The sequence below is a fragment of the Amphritea atlantica genome (genome assembly GCF_900111095.1).
GTDB classification, from domain to species: Bacteria; Pseudomonadota; Gammaproteobacteria; order Pseudomonadales; family Balneatricaceae; genus Amphritea; species Amphritea atlantica.
Map to the genome: position 1 here is coordinate 123,579 of NZ_FOGB01000001.1, position 17,216 is coordinate 140,794.

Below are 17,216 nucleotides of genomic sequence, written 5' to 3' on the forward strand. Positions count from 1 at the left end.
TCTGTAAAGAGTTTCACTTAAATGTTGAAATTCCTTTATCATATGCGCCCGTAAAAACAGGCATACCGAGGATTTATCATGAAGTTTTCAGCATTAGATCTGGCTCCTGAGATTCAGCAGGCCCTGGATGCCTGTGGTTATAGTCAGATGACTCCCGTTCAGGAGCAGGCGATTGTCCCCGCTCGCCGGGGTAAAAACGTCTTAGCGAACGCCCAGACCGGCACCGGAAAGACCGCTGCATTTGCGCTACCTATCCTGCAACAGATGCATGATCACCCTAAACCCACCGAGTCAGGTTGCCCACGCACACTGATTCTGACCCCAACCCGGGAACTGGCTGAACAGCTGGCGGATACGATTAAGCGTTATGCTCAGTTTCTGCCGCTGAAAATTCTTGCCTTATATGGCGGCGTTAACATGGATAGTCAGCAGAAAAAGCTGAAAGCGGGCGTTGATATTGTGATCTCCACACCGGGGCGTCTGCTTGAGCATGTGGTGCAGTGTAACGTCAGTCTGGCGAAAGCGGAGTTTGTGGTACTGGACGAGGCCGACCGGATGCTGGATATGGGCTTTATTGCTGATGTCACTACTCTGCTGCAACAGACCGCGAAAAAACGCCAGACTCTGATGTTTTCGGCGACGATCTCTCCCCGGGTGAATGAGGTTGCCAGGCAACTGATGACCCCCTACGAAACGGTTCGGGTGGCAAAACTGAATGCCACCGCAGATACCGTGGAACATGTTGTCTATCCGGTGGAAGAGAAACGCAAGGCGGATCTGTTTGCTGAGCTAATTAATAAGCACCAGTGGTTTCAGGTGCTGGTGTTTACCAGCACCAAAGCTCAGGCTGATTCGCTGATGGTGGATCTTAAGATTGATGGTATCTCTGCGGCGATCTGTCATGGTGACAAGTCGCAGGGGTCCCGTCGTCGTGCGATTGCTGACTTTAAAGAGGGCAAGATTCAGGTACTGGTGGCGACAGAGGTGGCGGCCCGTGGTCTGGATATTCAGGGGCTGGAGCTGGTGGTTAACTTCAATCTTCCCTATCTGGCGGAAGATTATGTACACCGGATCGGTCGCACTGGTCGGGCCGGTGCTCAGGGCAAAGCGATCTCTTTTGTCAGTCGCGAAGAGGAGCGCGCCCTGGATGATATCGAACGTCTGATCGGCAGCCGTATCCAGCGTATCTATATGCCGGGCTACGAAGTGGGCAGTCGCGATGGCCTGCGAAAAAAGCTGGGTAAAAAGATCCACCGACCGCGCACCAATAAAGCCGGGCGGACCAAGATTATCCGCAGTAAAAGTGGCACAGCAAAGCCCGCAGCGAAGAACCGTAAGAAGTAAGAGCTATCCGCCGTTGTTAGTGACTCGAACGCCACAAAGAGCGTGACTTGCTCGTGGCTCGCAAAGGCCTTCTATATTGTTTTGATAGTAAGAGTTTTAGTTAATAGCTTTGTAAGCAAGTTGTTGCATGGGGTTGGTGAAGGGCATGAGCAACGAGTCACCGCTGTAATCGCTTCAGGGGCGATTAAGTATTGCATGGGTAGTGTCGGTGGAGTTGCGTACTCTGTACTTTACAGAATACGCCAGTCATGGAGGCAGACACTGATGTTATATAACACTGACATAAAGCATTGGTATAATGCTGTCTCTACTTCACAATTCACTCTCTCGGCGTCCACTCTATAAAAGGATTTATATATGTTAAGGGCTTCTCCTCTTTCTCTGTCACTGCTGCGGACTTTTGTTGCGCTACTGTTACTGCTGAACCTGGCTGGGTGTGGTGATGATTCAGCCCCCTCCGCGGCACAGACGGCAGAGAGTAGCGCTGCTGCCAGTTCTGAACCTGTCAAACCTGTTGTAGCCGATGCAGCAGTGGATGAAAACACCGAAAATACAGCGGATAGTGTTGTCAGTAGTGACAATGCTCCTCCTCCTTCTTCTTCTGCGCCTGACGCCTCTGAAGCTGCAGACTCGACGTTCAGTCTGAACTGGACTGATCTTAAACAGGGCCAGCCGGTGGTTCGGGATGACACCGCCAATACCGTATCTATCCATGCACAGGTCAACGGTGCCAGTGGGCTAAAAAGCACCGAGATTGAACAGCGGATCAGTGTGTCGGATAGTACTGCCGTGGTGGCAGTCGTTATGCCGGAAAATGTAACAGGTGAGGCCGGAAAAGCGGTGTTACCCGAGCTGGTGATCAGCAATATAACCCGCGGTGAGAGCTGTGGTCAGAAGGTTACCGTAAGCTGGAACAGTGGTGAGTCTGGTGCTGATTCCCTGAAGCAGCAGGTCTTTATTGTGCCCGGTTCCGAGGGAGGTGACAGCGGTTCACTGGAGCTGCTTTCCGGAGGCATTGTCGAGGATGCCGGTGGTGTGCTTGAACTGGTATTTAACCGCAATCTTGATGAAGACCAGGCTTTTAAACATCTGATCTCCAGTCAGTACCGTTTTACCCGTTATCAGGTGAGGGGGAACAGGCTGCGCCTGGGGCTGAACAACACCAATGCTGAACGTGTGCAGCTGACGGTGCATAAAGAGCTGCAGGATCGCTGCGGTGTGGGCCTTGCTGCCAGTCAGGATAAAACCTTTAATATTGCGCCGATGAAGCCTGCGGTACGGTTTACCGGTCAGGGGATGATTCTGCCGGATGGCGCACGGATTGAATTGCCGTTTCAGGCGGTTAGCGCAAAATCAGTGACCGTGACTGCGTTTGAGGTTTTTGCTGACAATGTCGGTCAGTTCCTGCAGGAAAACCGTCTGGACGGTGATCGGTCTCTGGAGAAAGTTGGCCGCTTTATCTGGCAAAAGTCGATCCCTCTGGATGATGGTGCTTTGCGCAGCTGGCAGGACTATCGCCTGGATATCAGCGAGTTGATGAACAAGAAGACCGGTAGTCTGATCCGCCTTACTCTGTCGCTGGACCGGGGTGACTCACTGCTGCCCTGCAGCGATGCAGAGAATGCTGTACCGATGCCGGAACGCAAACTGCCCGCCAGTGCCGACCAGTTGCAGCATGAGGATGGTGAGAGTTCATGGAACTACTTTAGCCAGACCTCCTCCCGTGCGAATAGCCTGAGCGCCTGCGATGACAGTTACTATAAATATTCTGCCGATACCCGTGCAGCGAAAAACCTGTTGCGCTCCAATATCGGTATCGTCGTGAAACAGGCGCCGGATGCGGATATCGCCCATGTCATTATCACCAATCTGAAAACCTCAGAACCTATCGCCAACACTGAGATTGAGATTTTTAACTTTCAGGGCCAGTCGGTGGGTCAGGGTAAGACGGATAAACGTGGTTTTGTCGATGTTAAACTCAGCGGTAAAGCGTTTTATCTTCAGGCTGCAGCCGGTGATCAGGTTGGCTATCTTAAGCTGAATGAGGTCAGTGCCCTGACCACCAGTCAGTTTGATATCGGCGGCACCCATCTGCAAAGCAATATCGATGGTTTTATCTATGGCGAACGGGATATCTGGCGACCCGGCGATAATATCTATCTGACCTTTATCCTGCAGGATAAGCTCAATGAACTGCCTGCCGAACATCCGGTGGTTGTGGAACTGTTTAACCCTTCCGGACAACTGATTGAGTCGATCTATAGTAATCATCCGGTGGGTAATCTGTACACCTTCACGCTGACAACGCCGATGAATGCGCCGACCGGTAACTGGGAAGCGGTGGTCCGGGTCGGCGGACAGGATTTCCATCATCCGCTACGGATCGAAACCGTGGTGCCAAACCGACTCAAAGTCGAGCTGGATCTGGCCGAGGATCTGCGTTTGCAAAACGCCGTAGAGCAAAAGGTTTGGTTGCACTCGCAATGGCTGCATGGTGCCCCTGCCAGTGGCTTGAAAGCGGATGTATCGGTCACCCTGGTGCCGGTGAAAACCCGGTTTGCCGGTAAGTTCCCCGATTATACCTTTGATGATCCGGCCCGGGATTACCGTGCCAGCAAAATCAATCTGTTTGAAGGGACACTCAATGAACAGGGCGATACCGAATTTGATCTGCTGATTGAAAGTAAAACCCCACCCCCCGGCATGCTTAAAGCACGCTTCACTAACCGGGTGTTTGAAGAGAGTGGCCAGTTCAGCAGTAACAGCTTCTCCCGCCCCTTTGATTACTATGACCGCTATCTGGGGCTGAAACTGCCAAAAGGGGATGCTGCCCGGGGGATGCTGCTGACCGATGAGGATCATAAAACCCGTCTGGTGGTGCTGGATAAAGCTGGTCAGCCGGTGAGCAATACCAATCTGGAGATCAGTGTTTATAAGCTTGAGTGGAAGTGGTGGTATGAGAAGAGTACTGAATCTCTGGCGCGTTACACCGACGCTCAGCACAGCAGAGTGATTGCCAGTGGTGAAGCGGTCACCGATGAGAATGGTATGGCGGAATGGCCGTTGCGGGTCAATTATCCCGAATGGGGGCGCTATCTGGTGCGTGCCTGTATCGCCGGAGAAGAGACTCATTGCAGCGGTAAAGTGGTCTATATCGACTGGCCCGGCTGGGCGGGACGCCAGCAGGAGTCCCAGGGCGATAATGTAGACCGTCTGACACTGTTCAGCGATAAGGGGACCTATCAGGTAGGGGAAACCGCAACAGTGACGCTGCCGGAACTGAAAGAGGGCCGGGCGCTGGTGACCGTTGAGTCCGCTACCCGGGTGTTGCAACAGTTCTGGGTTGAGCAGGATGCACAGAAAAAAAGGCTGAAACAGCAGATTGAGATCGCGATCACCCCTGAGATGGCCCCGAATATCTATCTTAGCGTAACCTATCTGCAGCCCCACGCCAGCCGTGAAAATGACCGGCCGATGCGCTTGATGGGGATTATCCCGCTGCAGGTTGAAGATCCGCAGAAACATCTCCATCCGCAGATTTCGACGGTGGAGCAGGTTAACTCCCGCGCCAGTTTCGATATTCAGGTCTCTGAATCTGAGGGTCGTCCAATGGCTTATACGCTGGCGCTGGTGGATGAAGGGCTGCTGGGGCTGACCAACTACAGCGCCCCAGATCCGTTTAAGTACTTTTATCAACGCCAGGCATTGCAGGTGAAAACCTGGGATCTCTATAAAGATGTTGTCGGCGCTTACAGTGGTGAGCTGCATGGCCTGTTACCGGTTGGTGGTAGTGATGCCCAATCCGATGATGAAAAAAGTAAGAAGAACCGCCGCTTTCCTCCGTTGGTGCAGTTTATCGGTAGCTTCAAATTAGCTGCCGGTGAACAGCGTAGTCACCATGTAACCCTGCCGATGTATCTGGGGGCGGTGCGGGTGATGCTGGTGGCCGAAGATGGCTCTGCGTACGGTAAAGCTGAACAGGAAGTGGTCGTACGGGATGATATCTCGGTCTTTCCAACCCTGCCAAGGGTGATGCGAACGGGCGAACAGGCTCAGGTACCGGTGGAGCTGTTTAACAATACCGCGGAACCGACCCCTGTGCAGATCAGTTTGCAGGGGGATGACACCCGGGTGCAGATTGAGCAAACAACGCAGCAACTGACACTGCCGCCATACTCTTCGGCGATTGCCCGTTTTGCTATTCAGACCGGAAATATAACCGGCAAAGCGGAATTTACAATCGCACTGGAGTCCGCACACGCTCACAGTAGCCAAACCGTTTATCTGGATATCAATGCCCCGAATGAGCAGACAACCCGCACCCGCTCCTATCTTGTGAAGGCCGGGAGCTCTGAGGAGATCACTCTGGAGCCCTTCGGTATTACTGGCAGCAATCAGGCCTCGCTGGGACTGAGTCTGTTTAAACCCGTCAGCCTGAAATCGCGCATGGATTACCTGGTGCGTTATCCACACGGCTGTATTGAGCAGACTACCTCGTCAGTGTTCCCACAGCTCTATCTGGATCAGTTGAGCAGGCTGGATGAGAAACAACAGTCAGAGATTGAAAAGAATATCTCGGCGGGGATTAACCGGTTGCAGACGTTCCAGACCCTGGATGGTGGTTTCGCTTACTGGCCGGGGCAGGGGCAAAGTAATGCCTGGGGCACTAACTATGCCGGGCATTTCCTGTTGCTGGCGCAACAGGCGGGCTATGAGGTGCCGCAGAGTCTGATGCAGCAGTGGCTCGCCTATCAGTATCAGCAGTCTAACTTTGCCGTCGACAGCTCTGATGTGGAAAAGATTAAAGCCCAGGCATACCGGCTGTTTACCCTGAGTCTGTATGGTAAGCCTAACTGGTCTGCTATGTATCGACTTAAAGCGTTGCAGGTGGATGACAGCGCCAGTGTGGCATTGCTGTCACTGGCCTACCTGTATGCGGGTCAGGATGATGTTGCCCGGTCGCTGATCTCAGATGGCCTGACAGCGGTTGATCAGTACGATACCAACTCTGCCAGTTTTGGCTCGGTATTGCGGGATAACGCTCTGTTTCTGATGCTCTATGCCAAACTGGCTGACCCGGTAAGTGCCACTGAACTGGCCGATAAGATTGCCGGGCAGTTAGCGGAGGATCGCTGGCACAGCACTCAGTCCACAGCCTTTGCGCTGGTCGCGTTAGCCCGTTATCAACAGGCTCAGCAGTCCATTGGTGGTTCAGATCATGGCAGCTCACAGGTGGTTGTCGCGCAACAGGGCAGTGAGCAGACTCTGGAAGTGACTCCGCAGGTGAGTGAGGTGGAACTGTCAGGTGGTGGTACTGCAACAGCGGTGAACGTCAGTAATGCCGGGGGGCAACCGGTGTGGTTAACTCTGACGCAGAGCGGTGTTGCCGGGCCGGGATCAGAACTGGAGTATTCGCAGGGGCTGAAACTTGAGGTGGTCTACGAAAATGGTGAGGGTGACGAGGTTGATATTGATCGCTTAGCCCAGGGCACAAATCTCACGGCGCAGCTACGGCTGAGTAATACCACCCGGCATGAGATCAGTAATATTGCCCTTAATTTTCGCGCGGCCAGTGGCTGGCAGATCGATAATGAGCGGGAGGCCTGCTCAGAGGCAGCCTGTCAGTTTGATTATGTGGATATTCGTGATGATCGGGTGAGTGCCTATATGGGGCTTAAAGCGGGCGAACAGAAAATGCTTTCCGTGCAGTTGAATGCCTCGTTTATCGGTCGATTCTATCTGCCGGCGATTTCTGCCTATGCGATGTATAACGATAACCTTAAAGCCCAGGTGAAAGGTCAGAGTGTTGCGGTTATCGCGGCTGATCAATAGACGCTGGCTCATCGTCGTTGCGACACTGGTAGCGGTTTTCGGCCTCTCTCTGGGATGGCCGTTGCCGCAGCCGCTGTTCAATCAACCCCTGTCTCGTTTACTGCTGGATCAGAACGGCCAGTTGCTCAGCGCCCGGATCGCCGGGGATCAGCAGTGGCGGTTCCAGTCGGTGTCGTCACTGCCGGAAGCCTATACCACCTCCCTGATTCAGTTTGAAGATAAGCGTTTCATGTCTCACCCGGGGGTTGATCCCCTGGCGATTATCCGGGCGTTTTATCTCAATCTGAAGTCAGGGCGGATCGTCAGTGGTGGCAGCACCATTACCATGCAGCTGGCACGTATGGTGGAGGGCAACCGTGCCCGCACCTGGTGGCAGAAGTTACAGGAACTGCATCTTGCCTTACGACTGGAGTTGCAGCTGTCGAAACAGCAGATTCTGTCGCTATATGCAGCAAATGCACCGATGGGCGGTAATACGGTAGGGATTGAAGCGGCCGCCTGGCGCTATTTTGGCCGCCGGTTAACTGAACTGAGCTGGGCGGAGTCGGCGCTGCTGGCCGTTCTGCCCAACAGTCCTTCGGCGATGCATCTGGCCCGCAGTCGCGAACAGTTACGCCATAAACGGGACTTTTTGCTGCATAAACTATGGCAGAAGGGAATTCTCAGTGAACAGGACTACCGGCTGTCATTGCTGGAACCGATCCCCGATAAACCTCAACCATGGCCAGCCCTGGCCGGGCATCTGCTTGACCGTCTCAGCCAGGAATTCCCCGATCAGGCGGTGTTTCATACTGAGATTGACCGTCGTCTGACACGGAAAATTGAGTTTATTTTACAGCAGCATAGTCAGCGACTCGGGGCGCTTGGGATCAATAATCTTGCATTAATCGTGGTTGATAATGCCACGCTGCAGGTGAAGGCTTATTTTGGCAATACGCCCTTCAGTCAGCGGCCTGAGTTCGCGCCCTATGTGGATATTGCCAGTCAGCCACGCTCCTCGGGCAGCACTCTGAAACCCTTTTTGTATGCTTCGATGCTGGATAGTGGTGATATTACGCCACGGATGCTGGTTCCCGATATTCCTACCGCGTATGGCAGTTATCAGCCCACTAACTATGATGAATCATACCGGGGGGCGGTTTCTGCCCGGTCGGCGCTGACCGCTTCGCTGAATATCCCTTCGGTACGGATGCTGGATCAGTACAGCTATCAGGCATTCTATGATCAGCTAAAACAGATGGGGTTCAGTCATCTGTTTCGTACGCCAGAAGAGTATGGTCTCTCCCTGATTCTGGGGGGCGCAGAGGTGAGTCTGGTGGATCTGACGGCGGCCTATGCTAATCTGAGCCGGCAGGCGCAGAGGGCGGAGTCGATTGTGCAACTGCCTTTAAGGTACGGTGAGGCAGCTCTGCCGGAGGCCGGGCACTCACCGATCAGTCAGGGAGCCGCCTGGCTGACGCTGGATGCGCTATCCGATGTTACCCGTCCGGGGTTGCACAGCATGCATCGTCTGTTTGCCGGTTCTGCGAAAGTCGCCTGGAAAACCGGTACCAGTTACGGCTTACGGGATGGCTGGGCGATCGGCACCACCCGGGATCTCACCGTCGGAGTCTGGACCGGTAATGCCAATGGAGAAGGTCGTCAATTGCTGACCGGCACCCGGGCTGCAGCACCGATACTGTTTGATACTCTGAAGATCATGCCCGGATTAAGCTGGCCGCAGACACCGGATGCGGCACTGAAATCGATTCAGGTGTGCCGGGATAACGGCTATCTGCCGAAATTTGACTGTTCCCGGGAGTCAGTACTGATACCTGCTGGAGCGCGTTTCGAAAAGATCAGTCCGCATCATTTCCAGGTTTCGGTGGACCGGAAAACCGGGTTACGTACCAGCCGGGAGTGTGATCAGTCCGGCAGGGTGGTGAGTAAAACTTTCTTTCAGCTGCCTCCGTCACAGGCTTTTTACTATCGGACCGCCCATCCGGACTACACACCGTTGCCCGGTTTTGATTCCGCCTGTTCTCCGGATCGTCGTATGTTGGGGGGGAACTTCGAGATCACCTATCCGGCTCCGGGACAGGTGATCAGTGTGCCGAGATATCTGAATGGTTTGCAGGGGGAGGTTGTCCTGCGGGCCAGCACCAGCAGAGAGTCAGCCAGACTCTTCTGGCATCTGGATAAACATTATCTGGGTGAGACCCGAACCTTTCATGAATTCAGCGTCGCACTGGATGAAGGCCCTCATCAGCTGAGGCTGGTTGATGAGCAGGGAGTGTGGCAGCAGGTCAGATTCTCAGTGGTGAGGTAATGATTGTTCCCCAGGTTAGTGCTGCGCCGCATTGACTACCGGGTAGTGTCGATAAATTTGTTGAACAATAGATTCTGATGGTATACAACTAAGGTCTAATCAGAATAAGGGCCAGCTTTATGCTGGTTTTTGTCTCTCACTCTGATAACTCTGAGGGACAGCATAATAATAAAGCGACCGAAAGTGTTGCACAGGAGCAGGCGCATATGAATTCTGTATTGAAGGATCAGAATGATTTTATTGCTTTTCTCAAAGGCTCGGGCGTACCTTTAAAGCAAACATGGACACCGCAACAGTGTAGTCAGGCAGCGCTCGCCTGGCTTGTCGATCAGAACGATGTTATTCGTACCCAGTTTGCCGTGACGGTGGCCGAACTACAGGACAATACACCGGTGATGCAACCTGAGGTCAAAGAAGCACTCTCTATTTTACTGGACAACTGATCGCCAAAGAGTTCTGAATCCGGGTTCGCTACCCGGACTGAGTGTCGTGCAACCGTCAGAGTCGCATTTCTGGTTTCAGCTCATATTGACATAACTTATCGATAATCGGTTTCAGCTGCGGATGTCGTTCAGAGTCTTTCACATAGACGGCATAGACTGAACGCTTAACCGGTTTGATATTATTGACCCGGTGCAGCCGCTCTGACTCCAGATAAGGCCCTACCAGTACCAGCGGTAAAAATGCAGAGCCACCATGGCTGAGAATAAATTCCAGTGCGATCTGGCTCTGCTCGGTATGCAGAACAGGTGTCATCGGCTTTTTAAACAGTTTATTGGTTCTCAGATTGAAAGCCATTCCCCAGTCCACATAGACAAAGTCATGACTTTGAACCTGATCGGGCATCAGATCGTTATAGCTGCTGACCAGCGCCAGCTCTATCTGGCCAATCTGCTGGTGACCGAGTTCGTTGAGGCTCGGTGGATCAAGTACGATGGCCAGATCCAGCGTACCGGAAAGCAGTGAGCGGGTGAGTTCCAGATGATTGTTGATTTCGGTACGAATCACCATGCTGGGAAAACTGTCAGCCAGTTTCGGCAGTGTGGACTGCAGAAAGGTTCCCCACAGATTGGATATCCCTCCCAATACCAGCTGCAGATCCTGTTCCTGGGAAATAGCCACATCCTGAAGCGCTAACTGCCAGTTTTTAATGATGTTTTCCGCATGGGGTATCAGTCGTTCTCCTGCTGCGGTCAGCAGAATATTGTTGCGCTGACGGGAAAACAGAGGAACACCGATCAGCTCTTCCAGATGTCTGATACGAAAACTTACCGCCGACTGAGTCAGGTAAAGGTTCTGGGCCGCCTTGCCAAAATGGCGGGTACGGCTCACTTCCAGAAATGTGCGTAGTAGTCCTATTTCCATAGTGTCAGCAGAAAGCTCAATAGGTAAGTTCGATTAGTATTTTTGATTGAAATCATAAAAAAGCATCATTTTACAGGCTCTGAATCTCTGATAATAATCCAATTGTACTTTAAACAGTATGTTAAAAGCCGATCAGATATTTTTATGATCATCTGCTCAGAAACGCTTGATCGGTTTCCGGCGACGGTTCAGAAATATTGCCCTGACCGTGCGCAGCATTAAAAGCCCTTGAGGTATTAAAGAGAAGTATTATGAGTAACAGGAATCGTATCAGTAACTATTCAGATGACCAGGATGACTGGGATGAAGAGTATGATAGTTATAAAGGCAGCAAGCGACGTGCGCGCCCGATCCGAGCAATAGATTACAGTTCAGACGACTTTTGGGATGAGGCAGATGATGAGCTGCCGGAAGAGCTGGGTCGTAAATCCCACAGTCGTCGCAGAGATATCGAGGATCGCCTTGAAAGACAGCGGCTGAAACGAGATATCTATGGTGATATGGACCGGCAGGACCGGGCATAATCCCAGATGAAAGCAGGCCTCAGGCCTGCTTTTTTTTGATTTTCCCCCTCCTTTTTTTGATTTGAACCAGCTTTCTTTTGATTGTTTGCTGATAATAGGATTTTTTCTTATATACCCGTTTGCCCGGATTTCTGAAAATAGTCACAGAGTAGCGTAGATCGATATAGACGTTGAATACTCTCTGACGACTCGCAGTGAAGGATGATTAAAAAGGAGTGCTGAATGCATACGGGAACAGTTAAGTGGTTTAACAATGCGAAGGGGTTTGGCTTTATTGTCTCACCTGACTTCGAAGAGGATCTGTTTGTCCACTATTCGGCCATTATTACCGAAGGTTATAAAAGTCTGAAGACGGGACAGTCTGTTCGCTTTGAAGCTTCACCCAAAGAGGTAGGCATACACGCGGTTAACATCACGCCGATAGCCGCAAGCTGATCAATTTCTGAAATCTTATCTGTGTGCAGCCGTTCTGGCTGCACACTTCTTCGTGTTTACCGATATACTTTTAGCAGATGAGTGTCTTCAGAGACTTTGTTGCAAGAGTTGGTTAACCGGAGAGTCCAATGCATCAATTGACACCTTCCTCTGCGCAGGTGCTGGCCGTGCCTGTCCATGAATGTGGTGAACCGCTGGTGGATATAAAATTGCTGGGTGGTCTGCAATATGGTCCCGCGCCAGAATGTCCGGAAACTCAGGACGATTACACCTGGGTCCGGGAGGGGATCTATTCCCGTCTGTTGCATGCTCAGTCGCTTCTGCCAGCCGGTATTTATCTGCGCTTGTATGAAGGCTATCGTAGCCTGATCGTTCAGAAAATGTTGTTTAACGATGAACTGCAACGGGTACAGCGTCGTCAGCCAGGGGTCTCTGTGGCGGCGCTTTTCGATGAGGCGACCCGCATGGTTTCAGCGGTGGCCTATCCGGATGGTACCCTGAATATTCCGCCCCACAATACTGGGGCTGCAGTGGACCTGTTTCTGGTTGATGACAGTGGCACGATGCTGGATGTTGGCATGGATATCTATCGCTGGACTGAAACAGAGCCAGACCTGTGTCTGACACATGCAACGGGAATCAGTGATCTGGCGATGAAAAATCGAGTCCTCCTGAATGATGTGATGACCAGGGCAGGGTTTGTTAACTACCTTCAGGAGTGGTGGCACTTCTCTTATGGCGACCGCTTCTGGGCTTACCTGAGCGGCCATGATCACGCTATCTATGGTGGAATCAGTCATCGATGACCGGTGTCACTCTTCAGTGATTGTTCAACCACAATATTATTGGTGCTTCTGAGAGTGCGGGCCATCTCCCGGGCGAGGTTCATCATCAGTATGCCAAACTCCAGCGGATGGCTGATATGGAAATCATGATACACATCGGTATCTATCTCCAGAGTAATGCTCTCCTCGCACGCTTCAGCACGGCCCACCCGGTCATGCAGTGCAATCATGCTGACGAAGCCGATCTGTTCCCCGCTGTTAAATTTCCGAATATAGGCAAAACGGCTATCATGATACTTATAGTAGTCCACGGACCCGGCCAGGATAACGTGAAAGCTGTTGCCGGGTTCGCCAGGGACAAATAGCGTCTCCCCTTTTTTGACCTCTCTGATAACCCCATGATCCAGCAACCAGTAGATCGCCGGATTCGGCAGGGCTCCAAACACGGAAGCATTGTTGAATGAGCTGAGTTGATAACGTGCCAGTAGTTGCTGGCTGTTTATTCTGTTCACTGAATTAAATACCGAAACTGATCTTCACATCTATCCCGACCCTGTTCCTGAAACTAGTCCCTGAGCAACTCTCCTTAGTTTAGTACGAATAGTGCTGTTTCCCGTGTTTTTCTCTGTTGTTTTATCAACGGTGGGCCGGAAGAGCCCTGAGTGAGTTTTATCCTGTGGGTTGCCTATACTCTACTGAGGAGAATTTTACTGATACAGCTGGGATTGGATTGTTCATAAATTAAGTTTCATTATCTGATGCTATTGTTTCTTTAAGGGTTATTGAATTATGTAATAGCAACCCGATTTTATATTTAAAGTGATACAAAAAAGTTGTCACTAAGTTGTTTTTGTGTAATATTAACTTCGATCGGGAATCATTGAGACTATTGCTTTGACGGGTTCTGTGCTGCATGGCAGTGATCTCAGTGTTCTCAGAAAAAAAAGAATGAGGAAATAACATGACCGATGCCTATATCTGCGATGCAATCAGAACGCCTTTTGGTCGTTATGGTGGCGGACTTTCTGCTGTTCGGGCTGACGATCTGGGTGCGGTGCCTATCAGGGCATTGATGGATCGTAATCCACAGGTGGACTGGTCTCAGGTAGATGACATTATTTACGGTAATGCTAACCAGGCCGGTGAAGACAACCGAAATGTTGCGCGTATGTCGGCTCTGCTGGCGGGTATGCCCACCGATGTGCCTGGTACCACCATCAACCGGTTGTGCGGTTCCGGTATGGATGCCATTGGTATGGCGGCGCGCTCGATTAAAGCGGGCGAGACCGAACTAATGATTGCCGGTGGCTGTGAATCGATGTCCCGAGCGCCCTTTGTGATGGGTAAAGCGGAGGCTGCTTTCAGCCGTACCCCAAATGGCCTGTACGACACCACAATCGGCTGGCGCTTCATCAATAAAAAGATGAAGGCTGAATATGGCGTTGACAGTATGCCTGAAACAGCTGAAAACGTTGCCGAAGAGTTCAATATTTCCCGCGAAGATCAGGATCTGTTTGCCCTGCGTAGCCAGCAAAAAACCGCTGCTGCGATGGCTGCAGGCCTGTTTAAGCAAGAGATCGTGCCGGTGGTGATTCCGCAGCGTAAAGGTGAGCCATTGGTGGTTGATACCGATGAACATCCCCGCGGCTCAACAACCCTGGCAGATCTGTCTAAACTGAAAGCACCGTTCCGTGAAGGCGGCTCAGTCACAGCCGGTAATGCCTCCGGGGTTAATGATGGGGCCTGTGCCTTGCTTATCGCGTCTCAAGCCGCCGCGGATAAGTATGGCCTGACGCCTAAGGCCCGTGTTGTGGGTATGGCAACGGCGGGTCTTGCGCCCCGCATTATGGGCTTTGGTCCATCACCGGCTACCCGTAAAGTGCTGGCTAAAACCGGGCTGACGCTGGAACAGATGGATGTGATCGAGCTGAATGAAGCGTTTGCGTCTCAGGGGCTTGCAGTGATGCGTGACCTTGGCCTGGCTGATGATGCAGCCCATGTCAATCCGAACGGTGGGGCTATCTCGCTGGGACATCCGCTGGGTGCCAGTGGTGCCCGTCTGGTGACAACTGCGATGTATCAGCTGCATCGCACCGGTGGCCGCTATGCGCTCTGCACCATGTGTATCGGTGTAGGGCAGGGCATCGCGCTGATCATCGAGCGAGTGTAAAACCGGTAACACGTTAATCAGCCTGGCACTGGACAGCATCCTGACAAGCTGATTTTTCAATGTTCTGACTACGGCAATATAAAAATACAGGACGAGCAAAGTTATGAAATATGAGAAGCATTCCCGTCGGGCGCTTGATCCCATTGAAACCGCCAGCATCGATGAGCTTCGTGCCTTGCAGCTGGTACGTATGCAGTGGAGTATCGCTCACGCGTACAATAATGTACCGGCGTATAAAAAATTGTGCGACGAAAGCGGAGTTCATCCGTTTGAATTGAAGCAGCTGGATGATCTGCGGCATTTTCCGTTTACCACTAAAGCGTATCTGAGAGATGCCTATCCGTTTAACTCCTTTGCGGTACCGATGACCGATGTGGTGCGGGTGCATGCTTCCTCGGGTACAACCGGCAAACCAACGGTAGTGGGTTATACCCAGAATGATATCAATGTCTGGGCCGATGTGGTTGCCCGCTCCATCCGTGCCGCTGGTGGTCATGCCGGTGATAAGGTGCATATCTCCTACGGTTACGGTTTGTTTACCGGCGGTATGGGGGCGCACTACGGTGCTGAGCGTCTTGGTTGTACCGTTATTCCAATGTCCGGCGGTCAGACCGAGAAACAGGTTCAGCTGATGAATGATTTCGATCCCGATATCATCATGGTCACCCCGTCTTACATGCTCAACATCATCGATGAGATCGAACGTCAGGGGCTGGACCCCCACAAGATGGCACTGCGTTGCGGTATCTTTGGTGCAGAGCCATGGACCGATGAGATGCGTAAAAACATCGAAAATCGTCTGGGTATTGATGCGGTAGATATCTATGGCCTTTCAGAGGTAATGGGGCCGGGGGTGGCGCAGGAGTGTATCGAAACCAAAGATGGCCCGACCATCTGGGAAGACCATTTCTATCCGGAGATCATTGACCCGAATACCGGTGAAGTACTGCCCGATGGTGAATACGGCGAGCTGGTGTTCACCTCGCTGACCAAAGAAGCTCTGCCGATTATCCGTTATCGCACCCGTGATCTGACCCGTCTGCTGCCGGGCACCGCGCGGCCGATGCGTCGAATCGATAAGATCACCGGTCGTTCCGATGACATGATGATTATCCGGGGTGTGAATGTCTTCCCGACACAGATCGAAGAGCAGATTCTCAAGATTCCGGCACTGGCGCCTCACTATGAGATCGTCGTTGAGAAACAAGGCAATCTTGACACCGTGCTGGTGAAGGTTGAACTGACCTCAGAAGCGGCGGGCGCCCGTCAGGATCAGAGCGCCAAAGAGCTCGCCCACCATATCAAGGCGGTTGTAGGTATCTCAACCCAGATTGAGATTCTTCAACCCGGATCTATTCCCCGTTCAGAAGGCAAGGCTAAGCGGGTGTTTGATAACCGTCCGAAAATAAAATAACAGGCGGGTCTGCTGCCAGATCGCCAAAAAGTCATCGCCTGAGAGCTGTGCATAACGCTCTTAAAACGAAGTGGAGACGATTGAAATGACAACACCACAAGAAGAAAACTTCATGCGCAAAATTTCGGCCGAAGAGAAGATTGAGCCGAAAGACTGGATGCCTGATGCGTACCGTAAAAACCTGATTCGACAGATCTCCCAGCATGCCCATTCTGAAGTGATTGGGATGCAGCCTGAAGGGAACTGGCTGACCCGCGCGCCGTCTCTGCGTCGTAAGGCGATTCTGCTGTCCAAAATTCAGGATGAGGCGGGCCATGGTCTGTATCTGTACAGTGCCTGTGAAACGTTGGGAATCTCCCGTTCAGAGATGATTGAACAGTTGCAGAGCGGGGCGGCTAAGTACTCCTCGATCTTCAACTATCCAACCCTGACCTGGGCGGATGTGGGTGCGATTGGCTGGCTGGTGGATGGTGCGGCGATTGTCAATCAGGTGTCTCTGCAGCGTACCTCTTATGGCCCCTATTCCCGCGGCATGATCCGTATCTGTAAAGAGGAATCATTCCATCAGCGCCAGGGCTATGAAGCGATGCTGGCACTGGCTAAAGGTTCAGAAGGTCAGAAAGCGATGGCTCAGGATGCGTTGGATCGCTTCTACTGGCCGGCCCTGATGATGTTTGGCCCTCACGATTCAGAATCCGCTCATTCGCAAAAGTCGATGGAGTGGAAGATCAAGCGTGAAACCAATGATGACCTGCGGCAGAAATTTGTTGATCAGACAGTAAAGCAGATCGAAGTGCTGGGCCTGGAGCATCCGGACAAGAATATTAAATGGAATGAAGCGCGTGGCCATTACGACAGCAGCGACCTGAACTGGGATGAGTTCTGGAGTGTGATCAATGGCAACGGTCACTGCAACCGCCAGCGTGTTGAACACCATATTGCTGCTCATGATGAGGGTGAATGGGTTCGGGACGCAATCACAGCCTATAACGAAAAGAAACGTGCTAAAAACGCACAGCATGCGGCATAAGGGGTAGAT

The 17,216-nt window shown here is 52.1% G+C and carries 12 protein-coding genes; 10 read left to right on the plus strand and 2 right to left on the minus strand.

What is annotated here, in order from left to right:
- Positions 1-78: 78 nt before the first annotated feature.
- The 4 genes from BMY09_RS00595 (at position 79) to BMY09_RS00610 (ending at position 9,927) form a co-directional block, all read left to right on the plus strand.
- Positions 79-1,344 carry a DEAD/DEAH box helicase gene (locus tag BMY09_RS00595; protein WP_091352552.1) on the plus strand — a complete coding sequence of 422 codons (1,266 nt, stop codon included), beginning with the start codon at positions 79-81 and terminating at the stop codon, positions 1,342-1,344.
- 357 nt (positions 1,345-1,701) lie between these two features.
- Positions 1,702-7,176, plus strand: coding sequence for an alpha-2-macroglobulin family protein (locus BMY09_RS00600; RefSeq protein WP_091352555.1), 5,475 nt, complete (start codon positions 1,702-1,704; stop codon positions 7,174-7,176).
- Entirely contained in the window at positions 7,148-9,484 is a 2,337-nt protein-coding gene (pbpC, locus tag BMY09_RS00605) for a penicillin-binding protein 1C (protein ID WP_091352558.1), read from the plus strand. Before BMY09_RS00600 ends, pbpC begins: the two co-directional genes overlap by 29 nt.
- 119 nt (positions 9,485-9,603) lie before the next feature.
- The gene (locus tag BMY09_RS00610; protein WP_091352561.1) at positions 9,604-9,927 is read left to right on the plus strand and encodes a hypothetical protein; all 324 of its coding nucleotides are present in this window, start codon (positions 9,604-9,606) and stop codon (positions 9,925-9,927) included.
- Positions 9,928-9,982: 55 nt separating this feature from the next.
- Here BMY09_RS00610 and BMY09_RS00615 read toward each other — a convergent pair whose 3' ends face one another.
- A complete protein-coding gene (locus BMY09_RS00615; RefSeq protein ID WP_091352563.1) occupies positions 9,983-10,849 on the minus strand; it encodes a LysR family transcriptional regulator in 867 nt (288 codons plus the stop codon).
- 251 nt (positions 10,850-11,100) lie between these two features.
- Between BMY09_RS00615 and BMY09_RS00620 the strand changes: the two genes are divergently transcribed.
- The 3 genes from BMY09_RS00620 (at position 11,101) to BMY09_RS00630 (ending at position 12,614) form a co-directional block, all read left to right on the plus strand.
- A complete protein-coding gene (locus tag BMY09_RS00620) occupies positions 11,101-11,373 on the plus strand; it encodes a hypothetical protein (protein ID WP_091352566.1) in 273 nt (90 codons plus the stop codon).
- 222 nt (positions 11,374-11,595) lie between these two features.
- Positions 11,596-11,808: a cold-shock protein gene (locus BMY09_RS00625; RefSeq protein ID WP_091352569.1), complete on the plus strand. Its 213-nt coding sequence runs from the start codon at positions 11,596-11,598 to the stop codon at positions 11,806-11,808.
- Positions 11,809-11,936: 128 nt separating this feature from the next.
- Entirely contained in the window at positions 11,937-12,614 is a 678-nt protein-coding gene (locus BMY09_RS00630; RefSeq protein ID WP_091352572.1) for a M15 family metallopeptidase, read from the plus strand.
- Here BMY09_RS00630 and BMY09_RS00635 read toward each other — a convergent pair.
- Positions 12,605-13,105: a Crp/Fnr family transcriptional regulator gene (locus tag BMY09_RS00635; RefSeq protein WP_091352574.1), complete on the minus strand. Its 501-nt coding sequence runs from the start codon at positions 13,103-13,105 to the stop codon at positions 12,605-12,607. The two genes, BMY09_RS00630 and BMY09_RS00635, sit on opposite strands and share 10 nt — an antisense overlap.
- Positions 13,106-13,554: 449 nt before the next feature.
- Between BMY09_RS00635 and pcaF the strand changes: the two genes are divergently transcribed.
- From pcaF to paaA, 3 genes are all read left to right on the plus strand, one after another.
- Positions 13,555-14,763 carry a 3-oxoadipyl-CoA thiolase gene (gene pcaF, locus BMY09_RS00640; RefSeq protein ID WP_091352578.1) on the plus strand — a complete coding sequence of 403 codons (1,209 nt, stop codon included), beginning with the start codon at positions 13,555-13,557 and terminating at the stop codon, positions 14,761-14,763.
- A gap of 103 nt (positions 14,764-14,866) precedes the next feature.
- Positions 14,867-16,177, plus strand: coding sequence for a phenylacetate--CoA ligase PaaK (paaK, locus tag BMY09_RS00645; RefSeq protein ID WP_091352581.1), 1,311 nt, complete (start codon positions 14,867-14,869; stop codon positions 16,175-16,177).
- Between the two features lie 85 nt (positions 16,178-16,262).
- Positions 16,263-17,207: a 1,2-phenylacetyl-CoA epoxidase subunit PaaA gene (gene paaA, locus BMY09_RS00650; protein WP_091352584.1), complete on the plus strand. Its 945-nt coding sequence runs from the start codon at positions 16,263-16,265 to the stop codon at positions 17,205-17,207.
- The last annotated feature ends 9 nt before the right edge of the window (positions 17,208-17,216 follow it).

Bases quoted from the DNA above. Each gene is read 5' to 3' on its own strand.
- paaA (WP_091352584.1), top strand. From the start codon at position 16,263: ATGACAACACCACAAGAAGAAAACTTCATGCGCAAAATTTCGGCCGAA.
- BMY09_RS00630 (WP_091352572.1), top strand. From the start codon at position 11,937: ATGCATCAATTGACACCTTCCTCTGCGCAGGTGCTGGCCGTGCCTGTC.
- paaK (WP_091352581.1), top strand. From the start codon at position 14,867: ATGAAATATGAGAAGCATTCCCGTCGGGCGCTTGATCCCATTGAAACC.
- pcaF (WP_091352578.1), top strand. From the start codon at position 13,555: ATGACCGATGCCTATATCTGCGATGCAATCAGAACGCCTTTTGGTCGT.
- BMY09_RS00610 (WP_091352561.1), top strand. From the start codon at position 9,604: ATGCTGGTTTTTGTCTCTCACTCTGATAACTCTGAGGGACAGCATAAT.
- BMY09_RS00625 (WP_091352569.1), top strand. From the start codon at position 11,596: ATGCATACGGGAACAGTTAAGTGGTTTAACAATGCGAAGGGGTTTGGC.
- BMY09_RS00600 (WP_091352555.1), top strand. From the start codon at position 1,702: ATGTTAAGGGCTTCTCCTCTTTCTCTGTCACTGCTGCGGACTTTTGTT.
- BMY09_RS00595 (WP_091352552.1), top strand. From the start codon at position 79: ATGAAGTTTTCAGCATTAGATCTGGCTCCTGAGATTCAGCAGGCCCTG.
- BMY09_RS00620 (WP_091352566.1), top strand. From the start codon at position 11,101: ATGAGTAACAGGAATCGTATCAGTAACTATTCAGATGACCAGGATGAC.
- BMY09_RS00615 (WP_091352563.1), bottom strand. From the start codon at position 10,849: ATGGAAATAGGACTACTACGCACATTTCTGGAAGTGAGCCGTACCCGC.